The organism is Halobacteriovorax vibrionivorans (assembly GCF_003346865.1).
Taxonomy (GTDB): domain Bacteria; phylum Bdellovibrionota; class Bacteriovoracia; order Bacteriovoracales; family Bacteriovoracaceae; genus Halobacteriovorax_A; species Halobacteriovorax_A vibrionivorans.
In genome coordinates, this window is sequence record NZ_QDKL01000001.1 from 102,400 (window position 1) to 122,389 (window position 19,990).

Here is a 19,990-nt window from a genome sequence, read left to right on the forward strand (position 1 = left end):
GAATATTAAGGCCTTATCTCTAGAACAACATCTCGATCGAGGTCTTTTACTCGATTAAAACTGATGCCACGTTTTTTTAGAATTCTCTCATATAAACGCTCATGGGCCTTTGATGTGAATATATAAATTCCATCCAGAGAATCATCTGCATCCATTGAAGTGATTAATTGGCCTAGTAATTCTTCGCTTAATTTACGGTCTCCTTTCTTATCATCAACAGTAAAACGAACCGCTTCTGCAACCTTTCGCCCAGGACGACGATCGACCTTTACCCCTGTTGCTTTTTCAAAAGGCATTAATTCATCAGCTTTTGAAGATGTTACAAAGGCCAGTCCACCTCTCATGGAATCAGCTGCCCCTTTTTCTGTACTAATAATCAAAGTGGTTCGATCTTCCATTTGTCGACTACTTTGAATGAAGTCTTTTACTTCATTTTCAGAGAGGTTTAATCTTCGCTGATAAGTATCTGAAACAAAATTCCAATAATTTGAACTCATTGTCCTAACTTCTTTATTTGAACTATTAAGATTTAGAACATAATAATCACCCTTCTCAATAGAAAGCTTATATCCTGCATCTCCAAATACTTCATTATCGATTGGCTTCTTTCCAAGATAAAAGCTAAGCTCATCCATTGTCTTAACATGGAAAAGACGGGAATTTGGATCATATTTCTTTGATAATTCAAAGGCCTGCTTAATTGGACCTAAAGATGAAAGACCACTTAGAGCTGTACTCACGGAAGTTAAGAGAATCTCTTGGCTTAGCTCCTCAGAACACTCTGTATATTTTTGATAATAAGTATCTTGCTTAGACTTTATAAAATTATTTAATAGAGATTCACATTGTTCTTTTTTCTCTGGGATTGCAACGAGATCTTTTGCAAAAAAGGTTGCACTAGAGAGTCCTGTCGTTGCTTTTGTAATTGAAGCATAGATTTCTTCTCTCATTCCCCACTTTGCTAACCCTAAACCACGAAGCCCCCAAACACCTAGTCTAAAGGCAGGGCCTGCAACAAAAGGTGCAACAAACATTCCAACCTCAAGGCCTAATTCCTTTATCTTCTGATCAGTTAAGTAACTCTTATTCCTTTCATAAAGACTGCACGCTAGACTTGGCTCTTTCATAACCTCTTTTCGCCAATCTAATGTTGATAAAATAGAGGAAGTAGTATCATCAACGACATCATTGCCATTTATAATATCAAAGAGGACTTTAATTCTCTCTTTTTGTAATTCCTCATTAACTTCTTCGTTGATAGCAAAGTCATATTGTCTTTGCTCAGGCGAAAATCGCGTATTAATCTCCCTTATTTGATCTTGAGCACCAGATAAATAATCAGAGTATGTTTTAACCAGTGCGGACTTAAGATCTCCCTCTTCTTTACTTTTAATGATACTTTCAATTTCTGGCCCTGCTAAAATGGGGCGTTTAGAAAGTAGTAAAATCTTTAGCTTTTGAAGTTTTTTTAAATGCTCTTCATTTTCAATTCGCATCTTTGGACTACAGACTCTAAAGCAGATATTTAATTTATCTGAGACGACTTCAATTTGCTTGGTAATTTCTTTTAACTTTAAATAATCACTTTCAATATCTTTGAATTCATTTATATACCATTGCCTACTTTCATCCTCTTCGACAAAGTCATTACGTAAAAAGCGCAACATCCCTTTGTTATTGTCTATTTCAGCTTGAAGAAGGTCTTTTTTCTCTTCTGCTTTTTCAATAATCCAATGCCAACGACGTAATGAATTTTCACTAATCTCTTTAGGAAGGATTGATTTGGGGATTTCAATAGTTGAACAACTTGGGTCTTCTAAACGAAGAGAATTACATAATTCCTCAATAGACTCTGCCCTAGATACGATACTCGTAACAAGAGCAATAAAAATGATAATCCCCTCTAATCTCATAGGGTTCTTATCGGTTATATTAAAAATAAATCAAGAGAATATATAGAAGGATTCTTTGCGCGCCACATATTTTCGATAGCTTACATTATCTAGTTATTTATAAATCAACCTCTTCTTTGTCAGGCGAATAAGGCGATAAAGAGAAGTAAACTTCTCTTTTCCCTTACGCTGGCAAAGCTGATCATCACTTGAAGCAATTTCTACGACTGCTCTTCTAACCTGCTCATAAGAAAAATCAGTATTTTTATATTTACGATTAACTCTTTCAACAAAAGTATTAAAAAGATTTTCTTCTCGCTTATATTTATTTTCTTGAAGTTGCAGAACTTCTTCTTCTATCTTTGAATCAATATCCTGATTTGCAAATTCATGCTCTTCTACTTCAGACATTTTTAAAACAATATAAGCACCTATAATTCCCTTTTCGTTCTTTAAAAGATCAAAGAAGGCGGCCACAGTTGATATAGATAAGACAACAGGAATAGAGCCTGGAACGAAAGCAACAATAAAAGCCGCAGCAGGTTTACCAATGACTTTAGATAGCCAATAAAAACCCTTAAGCTTGTATACCCAGCCTTCATCATTTTCCACAGACTCTTTAGGATAAAATGTCTCTATTTTATCTTGGTACTGCTTTATACACTTATACTCAGTACTTGCATGTACAGGTGCACTTAGCATAAAGACGCTTAATAATATTATTGAAATAACCTTTCTCATTGAAAATAATCTAGCATATCAAAGCGTATTACTTAGATATACTCGCGATTTCATGAAATTATTATGTGAAAAATATTTAGACACCAAGCTTGAGTATTTCACTAAAAAACTAAGAAACTTAAGCTAAGCCTTTGTTTTTAATTAACTTAGCTAACTACACTTCTAAACCGAAGATTAGCTCGTGGTACAAAAAATTAACTTAGATATTCTTCTTGAAAGTATCGATGGCATAGCCTACCGGTGTCGCAATGATAAATATTGGACTATGGAGTTCATTACCTCTGGTATTGAAAGAATCACTGGCTATACACAAGATGAGATCTTAAACAATGCCAAGGTTTCTTTTGATGATATCACTCTTAAAGAAGATAAATTCATCGTAAGACAGACTGTTGATGAGGCCCTTGAAGCTCATAACTACTACACAACAGAATATAGAGTTAGACACAAGGATGGGAGGATTATCTACTTATGGGAGCAAGGTGTTGGCGTTTATGACGGTGATAAAATTATTGCTCTAGAAGGATATATCTGTGATATCACAGCACAAAAGCAAACAGAAAAAGAGCTTAAAGAAAAAGTTCAACAACAGGCAATGGAGTTATTAAGAGAAAAAGAAAAAGAAATTGAGCGCACTAATTACTTAAGAATATTAGAGTTAATAAAGTCAATGGCACACGAATTAAGAAACCCTTTAAACCTCTCAATAAATTCAACTCATCTACTTGAAGAAGAAATTAAAAAGATAAGCCCAGATAATACAAAAGCGCAACGCATTCTATCGATATTGGAGGGCTCAAATAATCGAATCAATGAAATTGTAGAAACCATAGAGCTGACATTTCGATCTGCAACACATAAGAGAGAAAAGCAAGACCTCTATGAATTAATTTTAGAAAGCACATCTCATTTTCATAAAAAGATAAAAAAACATGGAATTCAAATAGAGATTGATGAAGGTGTAAAAGATTATATGATATTGGCAACAAAGGAAAACTTCATACAATCATTGAAAAATATAATTAAAAACTCGATTTCTGCAGTTAAAAAAAACAATGATAAATCTCGCAAGAAAATAGAGATATATGCCAGTATAGATTCTAAAAACAATTTGCGAATAACAATAAAAGACTTTGGTATAGGTATATCTAAAGAGTACTTAGATATGATAACACTCCCCTTCATATCAACAATAACAAGGAGTAAAGGAAGTGGGCTAGGACTTAGTGCTGCAAAATATCTTCTACAAGATGATAATTTTGAACTAAGTTTTAATAGCAAAGAAAATGCATGGACAGAAGCCTATATAAGTATACCAGAGAATAACTGGGCCAAGATATAAACTATTCGACTTTTAAAAGAAGAAGGTTACTACTTACATTCTTCATAATATCCAATGAGACACTTCCAATTGATAAGTGCTCAAACGTATAGTGCTGAGGCTTTATAATAACCAGATCAGAGTTTTCTTTTTGCACAATTTCTTCTACACGCTTAGCTGCATCTTCGTTTAGTACCATCTCCAAAGAATACGAACACTCGATATTGGCATCCTTCATAATTTTGTGTGCTTTCTGTAATTCTTTTTCTGCTTTACTGCGCATATCAGATAATTCGCTTGTTAAAATTTCTCGAGGATAAGGCTCATTGGAAAAAAGCTCTAGACTATACCCCACAAAGTTAATTGGGACGACACAATCCATATGGACCTTTGCTTCATTACATTTGGCGATGTGAATAACTTTTGCTAAATCGTCTTCATCTAAAGGTGTATAAGGTATTAAATAAGTAAGGTGAGAATAATTCTCTACGGCCTTCTTACTTACGAGAACATCTTTTTTTACATGGAATAAAGACTTTTCTGCAAATGTATTTAAAAAGAAGCGATGAAAACCACCATGATGAGTAATTCCTATTGCCATCATTTCTAGATCAACATGCTCTGTTAGATGCTCAATTCCTTCATTGATTGAGCCTTCAAAGTTTTCAAAATCAACCTTTTCTTTTTCAATCCCTACTCTTGCTAACGCCTTATTGGCCATATCTAGAACAGTAGCTTCAATATCTTTATTCCAAATAGGATCTTTAATATAGCGAGGCTTAACAGTAAGAGGATGAAATTGTTTATTTAACTGAGGAGTCATTGTATCGATATGATAAATTTTGGGTTTAAGACCGAGACTACTCGCAAAGGAGTATCCAGACTTAAGGTTATTATCTGAGCCTTCATAGAGATCTGAACAGATTAGCATTTCTTTCATATTTCCTCCGAAGAATATAACATACTCATTTTATTTTCATCGAAGAATTTAAGATACTTAATTTAAGTTAGCTTATAGAGTTTGGTAGATATTTACGACTCGACCTTCTTGCTTATGACTGTCATTACCTTCAACAAGCTTTAGTCCATCAAGTTCATTTAATGCCGAAAGCATGATTTCATCCCAACCAGAAATAAAGAATAAATAAAACTTCTGGCCATCATCAATAAGGTTCTTAAAATGTCCGATTAAATGAGGAACATTTTCAGTACCAACAGAGTCATAAAGATAATAAGCATCATATCCGTGGAACGCTTGCGGATCTTCTAAAAAGTCACAAGTTTGAAATCTTACATTATCCAAAGAGAAGTATTTTGAGATTTCATTAGTAAACTTGACCCTTTCATCAACTAATTCTAATCCCAGATAATTTAATTCCTTCTTAACCTTCATGGCCAGATAAAATAGAGCTCTTCCAGAACCGGAGCCAAGATCACATAGGTTGCTAATACCATCAGTTGAATTAATGAAATTTACGAGAATATCCAGATCATCATAACAGGCAGTATAGACATGGTAGTTTTCGCCGAAGATAACATTGTCATCATCGCCGTTACACTCATTACCATCTTCATAGTCTTCAGGATAAAGCTCCTCAATACCAATGACTCTTAGAAGGCGATCTAAAATGAGATCACGAAAGCTTGGATCAAACTCCCCGGCAGCGATAACTTTTTGAACGAGTTCAACAATTTCCCCAACTAATGGGAAACTCAGTCCATCAAAATATCTCTCATTAAGAATAAGTGCATCTCTTCGATTAACTTTACAGATCTTGTTAAGAAACTTTGACTGCTTTTCAAATGGTTGTGACAGGACCTTAGTCCACTTCTTTTCAGGCTTTTGAAACATAAGTACTCATACCATTTTAAATGCCTTGATGCACCATTTAAATTTGCTCTTTCTAAATCCTATCTATTATAAGGCTTTTAAATACTTATTTAATGTTCCTAAATTATAGGCCCCACTATAAACAAGCCAGTGATAGATATTAGTTGGAGAAATATCCGGCTCCTTATCATTTACATCATAACAATAGACCTTAAGTTTTCGCCCATTATCATCAATTACTTCTCTTTGGATTCGAGTGTAATTATTCATACTACACTCTATTTCATCTAAAGTTGCTAGGTCATGATCATTTAAGCGATAGACAGCACCCCACATACTCTTTCCAGGGGCTTCATACATATCAGCAACGCCACCCTTTCTAACTTCAGAATAGGTTGTATAACGCAACTCATAGCCGTCTAATCTGGCCCTTGTTACAAATGAAGAACTAGGACATCTCTTTCTAATTTGAGAAATATCCATATTAGATCCAAATCCGAAAACAAGATGCTCTCCTTCATCAGGGGCCTTACCAAAGCCTCCTCCACCAGGAGTACAAACCATAAGTCGATCCATCTTCTCAACTTTAGTTTGAAAGCATTCTTCTAACTCAAAAACTTCTCCGTTCTTTCTCTCTAGAATATTCTTTCCTCTTAGGCCATCTTCCCCACCATTTATTCCAGTAGGAGAGCTTAGCCTTCTTTGCGAGATCATACTTAAGTCACTGTCTTGTAGAAATAAGAGATGGCGGTAGATTCCACTTCCTCCACGGAACTCTCCAATTCCACCACTTCCTTGTCTAATTCCCATCAATTCGATACGAACAGGTAAGCGACTCTCAAAGACTTCGGGATCAGTAAGAAGAGAATTGGTCATACCTACTTGAATAGCACTTGCACCATCTCCACTAGAACTTGCCCCGGCTCCTCCACCAAGAGTTTCGTAATATTGGTATTCTTCGTTACCAAAACTTAAATTATTCATTGTCCCTTGCCCATGTGCCTTAACACCAAGAGATTCAAAAATAAGATCACAAATAACTTGAGATGTTTCAACGTTACCTGCAACTACAGCACTTTCAATACTTGGATTTAGTAGAGATCCCTTAGGGATCTTTATGTCTAAGTATCTAGCAATACCATCATTAAGAGGGATCTCTTCCTTTATAAGACAACGTAGTGCAAATAAGATTGATGCTTTTACTACTGGCAGTGGCGTATTAAAGTTATGATCTCCGCAAGGAGATGTTCCAGTAAAATCAATCACTAACTTATCTTCATGGTGATTTGTCATTTTAACAGTAATTGATCTCTCATTAGTTATATTTGTATTAGAAGTACCTTCTTTAAATTTTTTAAGCACTTCAATAATCTTCTTATGTGAATAAGCTAAGATCGCTTCGGCCATTGCTAGAGTTTTTGCAGCACCATAAGAATCAACTAAAGAGTGAAGCTCTGTGCGTGCTTTTTGATTTGCCGCAAATTGGGCCTTAATATCATGAATATTTTGAATTGGTATTCGAGCAGGAAATTGTCCTTCTTTTAAAATCTTAGAAAGTTTCTCTTCTAAGAAGCGTCCTTTTTCAATAATTCTCTCAGGAGCAATAACAACACCTTCTTGAGACAATTTTGTGCTCTTTCCGGGCATTGATCCAGGACTTATTCCTCCGATATCAGCATGGTGTCCTCGGCTGGCCACATACATTGATAGCTTCCCTTCAAAGAATATCGGTGTAATAGCAGTAATGTCTGGCAAATGTGTACCGCCATAATTAGGATCATTACAAATAAATCCATCACCTTCATTGATATCATCGTTAAATTTTTCAGCGATGGCCTTAACAGCATCCCCCATAGATCCTAAATGAACTGGGATATGGGGCGCATTTGCTAATAGCTCTGCATCTTTTGTAAAAAGCGCACAAGAAAAATCATTACGTTCTTTAATCGTTATACTATGTGCCAAGTTTTGTAGAGTATGCCCCATTTGTTCGGCTATCGATTGAAATCTTTGATAGTAAATCTCTAGCTCTACTTTGGCGTCACGCTCTGAAGTTTCATCTTGCTTTACATCTTCTTCTTTCGTAAGAATCCATTCACCATACTTATTTTTAGAACCTCTCCATCCTTCATCAAAGACCAAGCAGGTATTATTTGCGCTTAAAAGAGCTGGACCTTCAATGTCATTAAGTGCCTCATCCTTTATTAACTCTTCACTATGTCCAGAAAGCCTCTCTCCAGTTGAGACGAGACTAACAACTTCTGCCTCCCCTTCAAGCTCAACACCAAAGAGCTTTTCATAGGCCTTTGAGAACTCGTTAGAGATAGCATTAAACTTTTCTGCTGATACATTAATTTCATAATCACTACCCTTTGCACGCATCAATAGCTCATTTGTAAAACGATCAACATTATTTAAATTTTCTTCAATCTCTTTATGTAGCTCAGTGAATTTCTCTTTAATCTCTTCTTCATTTATCTTAGAAAAGTTTTTAGTATAAGCTTTCATGACACGAAAACTTTCATTTGCTGTCCCTATTCCATAAGCTGATAAAACACTTGAAAATGGATGAACAAAAATTTTCTTAATACCAATAGCGTCTGCAACTTTACATGCCATTTGCCCCGCAGCTCCACCAAAGCTCACCATTGTGAAATCTGCTGGATCTTCTCCCTTTTCAACTGAAACTTTTTTAATTGCACGTGCCATTGTTGAAGCGGCAACATCAAGAAATCCCTCTGCAACCTCTTTAGCATCCATTCCAGCCTCTTTAGCTAGCTTATTAAACTTCTCACTTACGATCTCTTCATCAAGAGCTTGATTGCGATTAGGTCCAAATATCTTTGGAAACTTATCCGCTTCAAGTCGTCCCAAAAAGAGGTTTGCATCAGTTACAGTTAATGGTCCTCCATTTCGATAACAAGCAGGACCTGGAAATGCCCCTGCTGACTCAGGTCCGACAGCAAATCGTCCTCCATCAAATTTTAATATTGATCCACCACCTGCTGCAACGGTATGAATATCAAGCATTGGTGCTAAAAGCTTAATTCCTAGAAAGTCAGGTTCATTATCAAGTTTGATCTCACCATCATAGATAGCAACATCAGTTGATGTACCACCCATATCAAAAGTGATGATCTTATTGATATCTCTCTTTACACTGCTTTTGATAGCACCGATTAAGCCACCAGCAGGCCCTGAAAGAAGAGTATTTTGTCCTTTTAAAGTCTTAGCATCACATAATCCACCATTTGATTGCATGTAAACAATATCAACACCGCCTAAGTCATCTTCTAACTCTTTTGTATAGATATCTAAAAGAGGAGTGAGATATGCATCCACTACAGATGTCTCAGCACGATATACATACTTTGAAATAGGGCTCGTTTCATGTGATAGACTTATATATTCAAAGCCAATTTTTTTTGCAATCTGGGCAACTTTTAACTCGTGCTCTGGATTTATACATGAATGCATAAGTGCAATAGCAACTGAGCGAAGGCCTTGCTCGTATAATCTCATTAATTCGAAATAGGCAATTTCCTCATCGAGTTTAGTGATGATATTTCCACTTGCATCTATTCTCTCTTTAATATTTACGACTGTTTTATAAAGAGGTTTTGCTTTTTTAATATCTAAGTCAAATAGGCGTGGACGATTTTGTCTTCTTATTTCAAGAAGATCTCTAAAGCCAAGAGTTGTAACAAGTGCACAATCAATACCGTCTCTTTCTAGGAATGCATTTGTTGCGACAGTAGTACCAAGTCTAACTTTATTAATTATTTTTGGTGAAAAATCATCTCCAAGAAGATTCTTTATACCTTGAACGACAGAAGATTTATAATGAGGAGATTTTGTGAGTAGTTTTTCCGTTTGGTAAGAGCCATTAGTATCGATGGCCACAATATCAGTGAAGGTTCCACCACAATCAATCCAAAAATCCCATTTATTATTTGTATCCATTCGTTTTAGCCTCCCGCTTTACTTCATTGTGCAGAAGGCTTAACGAGATTGCAAATTACTCACTATAGACGTTGTGCTTTATGTCAGCATTGTACTTACCACTATTTAAATTAATAAGAACAAAGACCGAATCCACACCATACCCACTGTGATATTCAGACTGAATACTAATATTATACGCGGCACAATCTTTGGCCTCTAAGCAGCTTCTAATTTCATGAATCTCAGACTTTTCAAGGTCTTGCTCAAATACACGATCTAAATATGAACTAAAAGAGCTCTGTGATAACTTAGAGAAGTTTGAACTAACATTTTGATATCCCGCTCTCCAAAGATACTTTCTTTCAACTTTTGCAATAAAAGAAACAATCTCTTCTTGCGCTGCCTGATCAAGAGCGGCCGAAGCAAAAACGAAGCTATTTAGCGCAATGGCCAATAATAAAAATACATTTTTCATAATTAACTCCTATTTTGTTAACCTTTTTGTTAACTACATTGACTTTTTATCAAGCAAAGACCGTTCTGAATATTAGAATAAAGACATGAGTCCTATACAATTATTATTAATCGCTATTATTTACCAAAAGTTAACAAAGCTTTAACGAGTACCCTATTTATTCAAATCAATAGATGCGTAATAATGTCATTCATATAAACCCATTAACAATTGGAGTAACAATGAAAACAGTAGGATACGCAGCACATTCACCAACATCGGGATTAGAACCTTATGAGTTTTCAAGAAGGAAACTAAGAGGGAACGATGTTGCCATTGAAATACTTTATAGTGGAATATGTCACTCTGATCTTCACACAGTACATGGAGACTGGGGAGAGCAACCCTACCCTCTTATTCCAGGACATGAAATTATCGGGAAAGTCATAGACGTAGGCCCAGAAGTAAAAAAATATAAAGTTGGCGATAGCGTCGGTGTCGGTTGCATGGTTGATAGTTGCCAAACTTGTGACCAATGCCATAATCATGAAGAACAATATTGTCGTGAAGGTATGACTGCAACATATGGCTCAGAAGATCGTATAACAGGAGAAATCACACAAGGTGGTTACTCAAAGCATATTGTTGCACGTGAAGAATTTGTTCTTAAAATCTCAGATAAACTCGATATCTCAAAAGCTGCACCAATTTTATGTGCAGGTATTACAACATACTCGCCTTTAAAAACATGGAATGTAAAAAAAGGAACTAGAGTTGGTGTAATTGGTCTTGGAGGCCTTGGGCACATGGCCGTAAAACTTGCATCAGCAATGGGTGCAGAAGTTACAGTTATTAGTCGATCTACAGATAAAGAAAAAGAAGCAAAGGCAATAGGTGCAAAAGCAATCCTATCATCTCGAGATGAAAGTGCACTCGAAGCAGCTGCTTCTTCTTTTGACTTAATTATCGATACAGTTCCTGTAAAACACGACTTTGATACATACACACCTCTACTTGATATCGATGGCACTCATGTGATCGTAGGTCAGGTTGGTGAAATGGATGAGCCCGTTACTGCGCCACTTATAATGGGAAGACGTCGAATTGCAGGTTCATTAATCGGTGGGATTAAAGAAACACAAGAGGTTTTGGATTTCTGTGCTGAACATAATATTCATCCAGATTGTGAGGTTATAAAGCCAGAGCAAATAAATGAAGCGTGGGATAAACTACAAAAAGAAAATCCATCTCATCGATATGTCATCGACATGACAAATTTAAAAGTATCGTAGAATAAAAAAAGGGCCATTAATTGGCCCTTTTCTATATTTAATTTCTTTCACAAGAATAAAGAGAGAATTCTCCAGACCCATCAGAGCCATACATTTCAGTGATGAAGATTTCACCTTCATTTGAACGACGATACTGATAAGTTGCTCCATTAAAATCGCAGTCTTCACAAGTATCAACATAGAAGCCTAAACCACTTTGATTCCATTCATCATTTCTAATCGTTGTTGTACGAGCACCAGGAGTTACATATGTCCACTCTTCTCCAATATCATCATTATCTTCATGATTTTGGTTCATTGTTCCATCAATTACAACTTCTGTTCCTACAATGTCTTTTAGAGAATAAGGAAGTCCACGAGAATCATCTATTGCCTGAAACTCAACACTCATATTTATATAGACACCTTCACCATATACAAGCTCACAATTTAAACTAGCTGCTGAAAACGTGTAAGTTGATAATAATACAGTCATTACTGCAATAACTGACTTCATAGAGATCTCCTTAAGGTATTTGTTTTAAATCTAAATACTTATAAGAAGGTGTCTTTAAAAGATAAAATAAGAAATGTGTAAAAAAGAAAATAAATAAGAAGTTATTACTTACTGAAATTCTTACTTTAAAGATTTTTTGAAATCGTAACCTTAGTTCCGTTACCTAATGAAGACTCGAATTTAACTTTGAAATCCAATTCACGGCATACTTTCCTAATAATAAATAGTCCTAGGCCACGTCCTGTTTCACCATGTGTTCCTATTGTGCTTTGAAATAGCTTTTCAGAATTGCGATTAATATCATTAACAAGACTTCTTTCTATGCCTACTCCACTGTCTTCACATGAAATCTTTAATAAATCTTTTTCCACAGAAGCACTAATTTTAACTTCAGAATTTGCTTTTGAAAATTTAATCGCATTTTGAAGAATATTACCTAAAACACTCGCCTTCAGTGCTTCTTTATTTGTTCTAAAATGATAATTATCTTCACACTCTAGATTGAGAGAAATATTTACATCTTTGTTATTTGCTTGGTCTTGATATTCAAAGACCAACTCTTCAAGCAAGTTCTTTAGCGAAACATCAGCTAACATAAATGAACTTGAATGATCATCTATTACGTTACGAGTATTTTCAATGATGGCCTTAACTGACTTATAGTATATATCCAGTTTCTGATTGGCTTTTTCGATATCATTTCGCTTCATCAACCTTTTTACATGCTCTATAATCTGCATCTTATTGGCAATATCATGACTAATGATACGATTTGCTAAGAGAACATCTTTATGTGCCTCACTTATCTTCTTTTCTGCCAGCTCTAATTCGAGATTCTTTTTTTCAAGTTCATTACTATGTTGAAGATTATCAAAGATAAGCGTTTGGTAATACTTATCTAGTTTAAAGATCCTTAAGATAAAAAATTGAAAAGAAGTATAAAAAGATGGTGAGCTCATTTTCTCATCAATATGATAGATTAGAATATTTCCGTTTTGACTTGTCTTCACATCCCAAGTTAGCGAGTTTGAAATAAGTCTTGGAAGAGCAAGAAATACATCTCGATACATATCAACAAAAACAGGAAATATATCTTCCTCACTATTGAAAGTTAATTTGATATCAAAAGTTGTTCTACCTTTTTTAATAAGCTCAATACTAACAGCATTAGTATAAAATGTTTTAAAGGAATATTTTAAAATGAAATCGCCAACAAAACGAAAGCTAATCATACGTGAGAGAATATCAAGTACATGCTTAACAAACTTATTTGTTAAACCATGCCGAGTCATCCCTTCGTAGAATTTGTCATATTTATCATTGAGTGATTCTGTAATTACTTTGTAGTCATCCCAACTCATATATTTCTTTTCATCACTCATGACTGAGTAGTCATAGCCTAAGTTCTCAAAGAATGACTTTGGATCATCGTTATTTTCAATAATGTAGTTTATATATGCATGGACTGCTTTATTACTAACGTTCAAATTCCCCTCACTCAGTAATTATAGAGACATATGGCATCCTTTTGCAAAAAAGATCAATTTATAATCTTTCTTAACCTCATTTTAATAGAAATATCTCAGTAAAAATTGTAGAAAATGATGATTAAGGAGAACATAATGAATAGCATCATAAAAATAGTCTTAGTAATGACTCTGGGTCTTGCCTCTTCAGCAAGTACAAAAATTGAAAAAATGGAAGAGCTAGTTGGTAAATATGCTCACTATGATGTTGTATCCTATATAGGTGAATTATTCGGCCCAATTAAATTAAAGAATCGTATTATTAGTTTTGGAATCACAGAGTATTATCTTGAAGATGGAAAACTTATGTCTAAAGATCAATTCTGTTTTTCAGAATATAAAGCAAACCTCCCATTCCAAGCAAAGACTTCAGATGAATTCACAAGAGCAATAGAGCCAAAAGTTGTAGAGATGGAAATCATGCAAACAAATGGAGAACTGCTTATTCATCGCCCTGAAACTCCAACCCTTTTAGGAGTTGACCTAAATGATTATCGAGAAGACTTTCCATCCGACCCTAATGATTCTCGCTTTACAGATGATGATGAAGACGGGAAGCCTGGAGTTACAGTCAACTTAACATTTAAACCATTTGTCGATGAAGAGTTATATATCGCTAGAAAAGAGATCTTTTCATACGATATGAAGAAAATGAAAAATGGGATTTTAGCAGGATTTGTAAGAGACCGTTCTCAGCAATATATTATCGGTGCTTCTAAGGATGATCTTGTTATAGAGAGCAACCCTATTCAAAATCCAGACCTTTCAAAAAGTCCAATATACTTAATTCCTTTAAAAGAAGACCTCGACTGTGATCAACTTAAAGAAAAAAGAGATCAGTATTTCCCAAAGAGAGACCGATCTCATAAGGGCTTCTATCGTTGGTATGAGAACTAGTAAATTGATTGCTCAGAATATGTTGTAAAGAGCTCTAAGGCCTTAATACCGGCAAGAGAGTTGCCTGTTTTATCAAGACATGGAGACCATGTTGAAATGGACATCTCATTTGGAATTACACCAACAATTCCACCACCGACTCCCGACTTAGCAGGTATACCAACTCGGTAAGCGAAATCACCGACTGAATTATAAAGGCCACAAGTCATCATTATGGCATTCATGCGCTTATTCTGGCTCTTTGTTAAGATTCTCTTTCCATTCCACGGATTCTCTCCATTTGAGCTAAAAAGTCTAAATGATCTTGCAAGATCAACACATGACATTTCAATTGAGCATATAGAAGTATAGGCTTCGATTACTGTAGAGACATCATTACGAATATTACCAAAGCTTTTCATAAAATAAGTAAGAGCATAATTTCGATTAGCACATTCGAGCTCAGAGTCTCTAACTTTTTCATTAATAAAAATATCTTCATTTCCGCTTAATTCACGCACAAATTTTAAGACTTCATTTATAGGATCTTCGTAGAGATCAAGAAGAATATCTACCACAACAATTGCACCAGCATTGATAAATGGATTACGAGGAATACCTTCTTCATTTTCCAATAACACTAGAGAATCAAATCTAGTTCCAGAAGGCTCTCGGCCAACACGTTCCCACAACTTTCTATCAAGCTTTGAGTAGGCCAAGACTAGAGTAAATACTTTTGAAATAGATTGAATTGAAAAAGACTTTTGAGAATTTCCAATTATATACTCATGTCCACTATTGGTACAAACAGACATTCCAAATTGGTTAGGATCAACTTTACCAAGTTCAGGTATATAGTCGGCAACCTTACCTCTTGTGATTAGTGGAGATATTTCTGAATAAATTCTTTCAAGGATTTGTGTGTATTTTTCTTCCATAGCGCATTCAAATTGAAATGGCCTGCTTAGTCAATTCCAGGGTAAAAACTATATACTATTAAGTAAAAATTAAGCTTAAATTAAAATTATGAATTTGTTTTGGTGCTAAGATATCTTTAGTGCAAGTTCTTGTTGGAGAATGATCACTCTGCGTACAGTACTCCGTTGCGTGTGCGGCTTAACAAAAAGGCCCTCTCTTTTATGACAGGGCCTTTTTTAATTTCTAAGTATTTCTAAATCTCTACGATAATTGGTTTATTCTGATAGATGTATTTCTCATCGAGGCTACAAGCATTGATAAACTTAATCCCATCTTGCTCCAAGACTCCATACTCTTCATGAATGTGCCCAAAGGCATGAATCTTTGGTTTAATTTCTAAGATCTTCTCTAAGAGAATATGACAGCCATCACGCTCACCATTGTAGCAAAGGTCCATAATATTGGCCGGTGGGCCATGAGTTAGAATGATATCCACATCATTTGGAATGAGCTCCCAATGTTTTTGTATTTCTTCTCCACGCTCTCTCATAAAGGCCCAATTATGATACATAGGAGTTATGGGAGAGCCCCATATTTTTAGGCCATCAAGTTCCACTAAAGAATCATTTAAATAAATAATACCATGCTCTTTTAGAATATTTTCTGCTTCTATTTTTCTATCATCTTCAAAAGAAAAATCGTGATTACCAGCAATGACAACTTTATATTTGAAGTCTTGCATTCCAACAAAACGAGCAAAACTTTTAACATCATCAAGACTTCCCTTTCTTGTGAAATCTCCACAATGAAAAAGAATATCCCCACTTTCTAATGGAACTTTGTCATGCTGATTATGAGTATCTGAAAAAAATACGAGTTTCATAAGGTTGAAGTTTCAACTATTGTGAAAGAGCTTTCCCCGTTTTTGGATCAACCTGAACCTCATCGACAACGTGGCCTTTTTCGTAAAAATAGCGAAGAACACCAGTCTCTTTTGTAGAAGGTCGAAAAACACGCCCATCACCTGTTGTACATGCAGATTGTGTTGCATTTGGCTCACAGAATACTTCGTGTTTGATTGAAGCGGTCATATTACCAAATTCACTTTGAACTTCCCTACACTTATCATCTTTTGCTGGAACAAGACTTCCATCTTCATATCGAAAGTTACACTTATTTGAAAAGTCGACTCCATTAATTGATTGTGTGACGCTATTTACTTTTCCTTCGTTATTATAAGTAAAACGAGTTTTAATCTTGCCAACATTCTGCTCTAGAAGATAGTCACCACTTCTCCAGTTAGCAATTCGAAATTTATAATCAGGATGTACCTTGCCAGAGTCAGCAACACAGCTAAACGTGGTTGTCTTATTTGTACTATTTATTTCAGTCAATTTATAGAGGTAGCCACTAGGACATTTTTGTGAATTCTTATGATGATCCACTTCGTTTCTGGCCATGGCCGTCGTTGCACTTATTAGAAGGATAAATATACTGATTCTTTTCATAAGCAGCTTATCGGCTAAATTAACAAAATACCTTAGTAAAAAACTCACACTTTTAAATTGTTGTTATTACGAGGTTTATGAGGTTTAAAAGAGTACTTATTTCAATAATTGTCATCTACTGGCTTTCAGAGCGAAAGGAATCTCTTCCAATTTCTCTTCTTGTAATTCCTGAGTCCTTTATACTTTTTCCCACATGTCTTGAAATATCTGCCAAATCACTATCAACACGTTGATATTCAAAACCGTGACAATTTACATTACGTACACCAACTGCAAACTCAGAACACTCGGTATTGGAAGACTGAGCTTCTCGACTCTTCTTCTGTTCATCTAAATAGAATTTCGCAAATTTTGCACATTCATCTGGAGAAGTATCGTCCATATTTAGACAACGATCGTAAGCTTTCATTCCATCTTCACCTAACTCTTCATGAACTTGGGCCTTAAGTGCAAACTTATGAGAAATATCCTTGCAATACTTATTATTATTTGAAGACTTCAAGCAACGATCCATTCTGAAGTCAAATGCTTCACAAGCATAGTCCGTTGAGTAAGAACACTTACCTTTTCTTGGAAGTGGCCTAGGCTTGCTTAAGACTTCGTTATTAGAAGTAGAAGAAGGAATTTCTGCTCCACACTTTATTTCACCTTCAACGATACTTCCCTCAACTCGTCCATCATTATTTCGTCCACATTTTGATTCAACTAAGTTAACTCGATACTCTAATTGACACCTACTACGATCAATAGAATTGGTCTTAGACTGGCAAGCATGTTGAATCTCTCTGGCCATTTTTATTTGTGCATCAGAGATAGCTTGAACATTTAGCGATTGAAATAGAAAGAAGGCTATGCAAATTAAAAATCGTTTCATAATGTCCCCAATTAAACGCCATTATATAAAGGCTCATCATCATGCATTTTCACCACAATTTTTATTCTAACACTCTCTATCGGTTTTTTATTTAGAAAACATTAAGTATTTAAAATGACTGAGATTCAATAAGACAATAAGACTTATCATACGGGACTATAAATATTTATATGCCAAGTTTTTGGTGGTCTCTATTTGTTTCTAAAGGATACTGTTGTAACATTTTGAATTTATTAAATTGTGGAAAAAACATGGAAGTGCAGCTAGATATACTGCACTCCTTAAGAAATTTATTTTATTAGACTTATAGCTTGAACCAATTGTCTTTACATTCAAGTAGATTTTCATCCTTCAGAATACACTGAGTTGGACGCTCTTCTCCGTAGGCTCCTACGTAGAAATCAACAATAGTATATGATCCAAGTTTTGAGACCTTCGCGATTTCAACATATCCATCAAAGCGTAATGCTGACTCAAGGATCTCAACTAGTTTCACTTCAGATGTTGCTAAAGACATACTTGAAGTAAGTAAACAAATCGCCATAATAATTTTTTTCATAATCTTCTCTCAATCTAATGTTTTGATTTATATAGACCTATAGATAACAGGATCTCAAGACGAAGTACTTAAACATTATGAGTTGTGTAGAATTTATAAGGTTTTGTTATCTTGAAAAGATAAAATGGAAGAATTGAGTAAATTAAATATTAAAATGTGTAATTCCAAAAAAAGCTTCCACGAGTATATGACTTCTTTTCGACAGTAGGTGAATTATAGATTTCATCATCGAAGAGTCTGTAGGAAAAATTTAAGACAAGTGAGTTGTGCTTATCAAGGATATAGGTATTTACAAGTGTTATTGTTTGAATGATGGCCTCCTCAACTTTATAAGCAGAGAAATAACCTACTTCACTATCTCTTACTCCATAGTAGTAATTTGTATAATCTGAGCTAAAGACACCGTAAGTATATGAAGGAACGATAAAGTAATTCTTTGTAATCGGAAAACGCCAAGAAAATTTGAAATTATAATGTGTCCCTTTATAGGTATTAGAGATATCAGCGGCATAACTTGCGCTAAGAAAGAATAAGCGCACCATTGCTCCCACATCGACAGCAGACTTACGAAGTTCTACTTCATGGGCCTTATAACGATCCCCGATCATATTCACTTTTAGTCGCATTTCTGCCAGATGATTTCCTAAGACACGTGCACTAACACTTGGGCCAGCAACTCTTAACCTTGGACTAAAGTAGCCAATCATCGGTACAATATTGAGCCCAAATGGCATAGGACTGACTTCATTTTCAACACGATACTCGCCAGGTTGAAAATATCCAATTCCAGTCACCCATTTTGCGTGAACAGATTGAGATATGAATAGAATTAAGAATATTAAATACTTCAATACCTTACCTTGATACACCTATAATACGAAGTATTCTGGTCAGGTACAAGAGGGCAATATCTTTGTTAAAATAAGTATTGAAATTACATAAAGAGCTGTTTCAAAGTTTTCTTTAGAATGTCCTGGCTCCATGCTTTAAAGTCTGGCCATTGCGGTTGCCAATTTAATGTCTTACGAGTCCATTCATTATTACACATCTTACTATTAGAGTTCTGACTAGAATATTCAACACCCTTTGCCTGTTCACCTAAAACGATTTTTGCAAATTCACTCTTCGTCATAGGACTTCCGTCACATCCTAGGTATCTTGTACCTTTCGATCCACTTTCAAGTGCCTTTACTGATAGCTCAGCGGCATCTTGGGTGTGGATTAAGTTAAGTAGAGAGTCTTTTGATGAGCTAAGTTTCATCTTACTTTTTAAATACAGATGAGGGCCTCTGTGTTTGTCATAGAGTCCGGCCAATCTTAAAACACAGCCACCTTTATCAATAACCATCTCTTCAACTGAAAATAAGCGATGCTCAGGATTTGCCTTTGAGTTTTCATTTACAACTCCTCCATTACTTTCCAAATAAACAGAAGTCGAAGAAATAAATAGAAAATTACCAGACTCATCCCAACACTTAAAAGCTTCCTTTACGAGTTCAGAGTAGTTATCTTTTGGAGGTATTGAAAATAAAATATTTGAAACTTTCGGAAGCTTTTCGCCATAACAAAGAGGAGTGATTTCTTTTGAGCTAAGCTGCGAATGATTTCTAGTTGTATTAGTGACACCAAATACTTCTTCGCTAGGAAATCTGTCTTTCCAAAGAGTTGCAACTTTCTCTCCGAGATTGCCAGCGCCAAATACCAATAAATTATTTTTCATAGAGTCACCTAAGTAAATGAAACAAAATTCTCTGCTT

General features: G+C 35.2%; 18 protein-coding genes. 3 read left to right on the forward strand and 15 right to left on the reverse strand.

All coding sequences use genetic code 11. The features are described 5' to 3' along the window. Positions 1-5 precede the first annotated feature (5 nt). Together DAY19_RS00535 and DAY19_RS00540 are read right to left on the reverse strand one after the other, a co-directional pair. Positions 6-1,913 carry a hypothetical protein gene (locus DAY19_RS00535; RefSeq protein WP_114705231.1) on the reverse strand — a complete coding sequence of 636 codons (1,908 nt, stop codon included), beginning with the start codon at positions 1,911-1,913 and terminating at the stop codon, positions 6-8. A gap of 93 nt (positions 1,914-2,006) precedes the next feature. Next, on the reverse strand, positions 2,007-2,633 hold the full coding sequence (locus DAY19_RS00540) for a hypothetical protein (RefSeq protein ID WP_133296841.1): 627 nt from the start codon (positions 2,631-2,633) through the stop codon (positions 2,007-2,009). A gap of 181 nt (positions 2,634-2,814) precedes the next feature. Here DAY19_RS00540 and DAY19_RS00545 point away from each other — a divergent pair, with 181 nt between their 5' ends. Next, positions 2,815-3,975, forward strand: a complete 1,161-nt coding sequence (locus tag DAY19_RS00545) for a sensor histidine kinase (RefSeq protein ID WP_133296842.1) — start codon at positions 2,815-2,817, stop codon at positions 3,973-3,975. Between the two features lies 1 nt (position 3,976). On the opposite strand, the gene DAY19_RS00550 is transcribed toward DAY19_RS00545, so the two are convergent. The 4 genes from DAY19_RS00550 to DAY19_RS00565 form a co-directional block, all read right to left on the reverse strand. Beyond that, complete coding sequence (locus DAY19_RS00550) at positions 3,977-4,894, reverse strand: universal stress protein (RefSeq protein WP_114705234.1); 918 nt, start codon at positions 4,892-4,894, stop codon at positions 3,977-3,979. Positions 4,895-4,966: 72 nt separating this feature from the next. Then, the gene (locus DAY19_RS00555) at positions 4,967-5,806 is read right to left on the reverse strand and encodes a methyltransferase domain-containing protein (protein ID WP_114705235.1); all 840 of its coding nucleotides are present in this window, start codon (positions 5,804-5,806) and stop codon (positions 4,967-4,969) included. 66 nt (positions 5,807-5,872) lie between these two features. Beyond that, the gene (locus DAY19_RS00560) at positions 5,873-9,748 is read right to left on the reverse strand and encodes a hydantoinase B/oxoprolinase family protein (protein WP_114705236.1); all 3,876 of its coding nucleotides are present in this window, start codon (positions 9,746-9,748) and stop codon (positions 5,873-5,875) included. A gap of 55 nt (positions 9,749-9,803) precedes the next feature. Beyond that, the gene (locus DAY19_RS00565) at positions 9,804-10,205 is read right to left on the reverse strand and encodes a hypothetical protein (protein WP_114705237.1); all 402 of its coding nucleotides are present in this window, start codon (positions 10,203-10,205) and stop codon (positions 9,804-9,806) included. Positions 10,206-10,426: 221 nt separating this feature from the next. Between DAY19_RS00565 and DAY19_RS00570 the strand changes: the two genes are divergently transcribed. Beyond that, on the forward strand, positions 10,427-11,476 hold the full coding sequence (locus DAY19_RS00570; protein ID WP_114705238.1) for an NAD(P)-dependent alcohol dehydrogenase: 1,050 nt from the start codon (positions 10,427-10,429) through the stop codon (positions 11,474-11,476). Between the two features lie 37 nt (positions 11,477-11,513). Here the strand turns inward: DAY19_RS00570 and DAY19_RS00575 are convergent, their stop codons facing one another. Together DAY19_RS00575 and DAY19_RS00580 are read right to left on the reverse strand one after the other, a co-directional pair. Next, positions 11,514-11,972 carry a hypothetical protein gene (locus tag DAY19_RS00575; protein WP_114705239.1) on the reverse strand — a complete coding sequence of 153 codons (459 nt, stop codon included), beginning with the start codon at positions 11,970-11,972 and terminating at the stop codon, positions 11,514-11,516. Positions 11,973-12,097: 125 nt separating this feature from the next. Then, positions 12,098-13,459: a sensor histidine kinase gene (locus DAY19_RS00580; protein WP_114705240.1), complete on the reverse strand. Its 1,362-nt coding sequence runs from the start codon at positions 13,457-13,459 to the stop codon at positions 12,098-12,100. A gap of 135 nt (positions 13,460-13,594) precedes the next feature. Here DAY19_RS00580 and DAY19_RS00585 point away from each other — a divergent pair, with 135 nt between their 5' ends. Then, positions 13,595-14,395, forward strand: coding sequence for a hypothetical protein (locus tag DAY19_RS00585; RefSeq protein WP_114705241.1), 801 nt, complete (start codon positions 13,595-13,597; stop codon positions 14,393-14,395). Here the strand turns inward: DAY19_RS00585 and DAY19_RS00590 are convergent. From DAY19_RS00590 to DAY19_RS00620, 7 genes are all read right to left on the reverse strand, one after another. After that, positions 14,392-15,312, reverse strand: coding sequence for a glutaminase (locus tag DAY19_RS00590; protein ID WP_114705242.1), 921 nt, complete (start codon positions 15,310-15,312; stop codon positions 14,392-14,394). The two genes, DAY19_RS00585 and DAY19_RS00590, sit on opposite strands and share 4 nt — an antisense overlap. 233 nt (positions 15,313-15,545) lie before the next feature. Then, a complete protein-coding gene (locus DAY19_RS00595; protein ID WP_114705243.1) occupies positions 15,546-16,175 on the reverse strand; it encodes a metallophosphatase domain-containing protein in 630 nt (209 codons plus the stop codon). Positions 16,176-16,191: 16 nt separating this feature from the next. Beyond that, entirely contained in the window at positions 16,192-16,800 is a 609-nt protein-coding gene (locus DAY19_RS00600; protein ID WP_114705244.1) for a hypothetical protein, read from the reverse strand. Positions 16,801-16,915: 115 nt separating this feature from the next. After that, complete coding sequence (locus tag DAY19_RS00605; protein ID WP_114705245.1) at positions 16,916-17,674, reverse strand: hypothetical protein; 759 nt, start codon at positions 17,672-17,674, stop codon at positions 16,916-16,918. A gap of 304 nt (positions 17,675-17,978) precedes the next feature. Then, positions 17,979-18,233 (reverse strand): hypothetical protein, encoded by a 255-nt coding sequence (locus DAY19_RS00610; protein WP_114705246.1) that lies wholly within the window; start codon positions 18,231-18,233, stop codon positions 17,979-17,981. A gap of 149 nt (positions 18,234-18,382) precedes the next feature. Beyond that, on the reverse strand, positions 18,383-19,084 hold the full coding sequence (locus tag DAY19_RS00615) for a MipA/OmpV family protein (protein ID WP_114705247.1): 702 nt from the start codon (positions 19,082-19,084) through the stop codon (positions 18,383-18,385). A gap of 83 nt (positions 19,085-19,167) precedes the next feature. Further along, positions 19,168-19,953, reverse strand: a complete 786-nt coding sequence (locus DAY19_RS00620) for a Rossmann-fold NAD(P)-binding domain-containing protein (RefSeq protein WP_114705248.1) — start codon at positions 19,951-19,953, stop codon at positions 19,168-19,170. Between the last annotated feature and the right edge of the window lie 37 nt (positions 19,954-19,990).

What these genes read in the sequence shown, in the direction of transcription:
- DAY19_RS00535 (WP_114705231.1), bottom strand. Translation starts at nt 1,913, where the DNA reads ATGAGATTAGAGGGGATTATCATTTTTATTGCTCTTGTTACGAGTATC.
- DAY19_RS00540 (WP_133296841.1), bottom strand. Translation starts at nt 2,633, where the DNA reads ATGAGAAAGGTTATTTCAATAATATTATTAAGCGTCTTTATGCTAAGT.
- DAY19_RS00550 (WP_114705234.1), bottom strand. Translation starts at nt 4,894, where the DNA reads ATGAAAGAAATGCTAATCTGTTCAGATCTCTATGAAGGCTCAGATAAT.
- DAY19_RS00555 (WP_114705235.1), bottom strand. Translation starts at nt 5,806, where the DNA reads ATGTTTCAAAAGCCTGAAAAGAAGTGGACTAAGGTCCTGTCACAACCA.
- DAY19_RS00560 (WP_114705236.1), bottom strand. Translation starts at nt 9,748, where the DNA reads ATGGATACAAATAATAAATGGGATTTTTGGATTGATTGTGGTGGAACC.
- DAY19_RS00565 (WP_114705237.1), bottom strand. Translation starts at nt 10,205, where the DNA reads ATGAAAAATGTATTTTTATTATTGGCCATTGCGCTAAATAGCTTCGTT.
- DAY19_RS00570 (WP_114705238.1), top strand. Translation starts at nt 10,427, where the DNA reads ATGAAAACAGTAGGATACGCAGCACATTCACCAACATCGGGATTAGAA.
- DAY19_RS00575 (WP_114705239.1), bottom strand. Translation starts at nt 11,972, where the DNA reads ATGAAGTCAGTTATTGCAGTAATGACTGTATTATTATCAACTTACACG.
- DAY19_RS00585 (WP_114705241.1), top strand. Translation starts at nt 13,595, where the DNA reads ATGAATAGCATCATAAAAATAGTCTTAGTAATGACTCTGGGTCTTGCC.
- DAY19_RS00590 (WP_114705242.1), bottom strand. Translation starts at nt 15,312, where the DNA reads ATGGAAGAAAAATACACACAAATCCTTGAAAGAATTTATTCAGAAATA.
- DAY19_RS00595 (WP_114705243.1), bottom strand. Translation starts at nt 16,175, where the DNA reads ATGAAACTCGTATTTTTTTCAGATACTCATAATCAGCATGACAAAGTT.
- DAY19_RS00600 (WP_114705244.1), bottom strand. Translation starts at nt 16,800, where the DNA reads ATGAAAAGAATCAGTATATTTATCCTTCTAATAAGTGCAACGACGGCC.
- DAY19_RS00605 (WP_114705245.1), bottom strand. Translation starts at nt 17,674, where the DNA reads ATGAAACGATTTTTAATTTGCATAGCCTTCTTTCTATTTCAATCGCTA.
- DAY19_RS00610 (WP_114705246.1), bottom strand. Translation starts at nt 18,233, where the DNA reads ATGAAAAAAATTATTATGGCGATTTGTTTACTTACTTCAAGTATGTCT.
- DAY19_RS00620 (WP_114705248.1), bottom strand. Translation starts at nt 19,953, where the DNA reads ATGAAAAATAATTTATTGGTATTTGGCGCTGGCAATCTCGGAGAGAAA.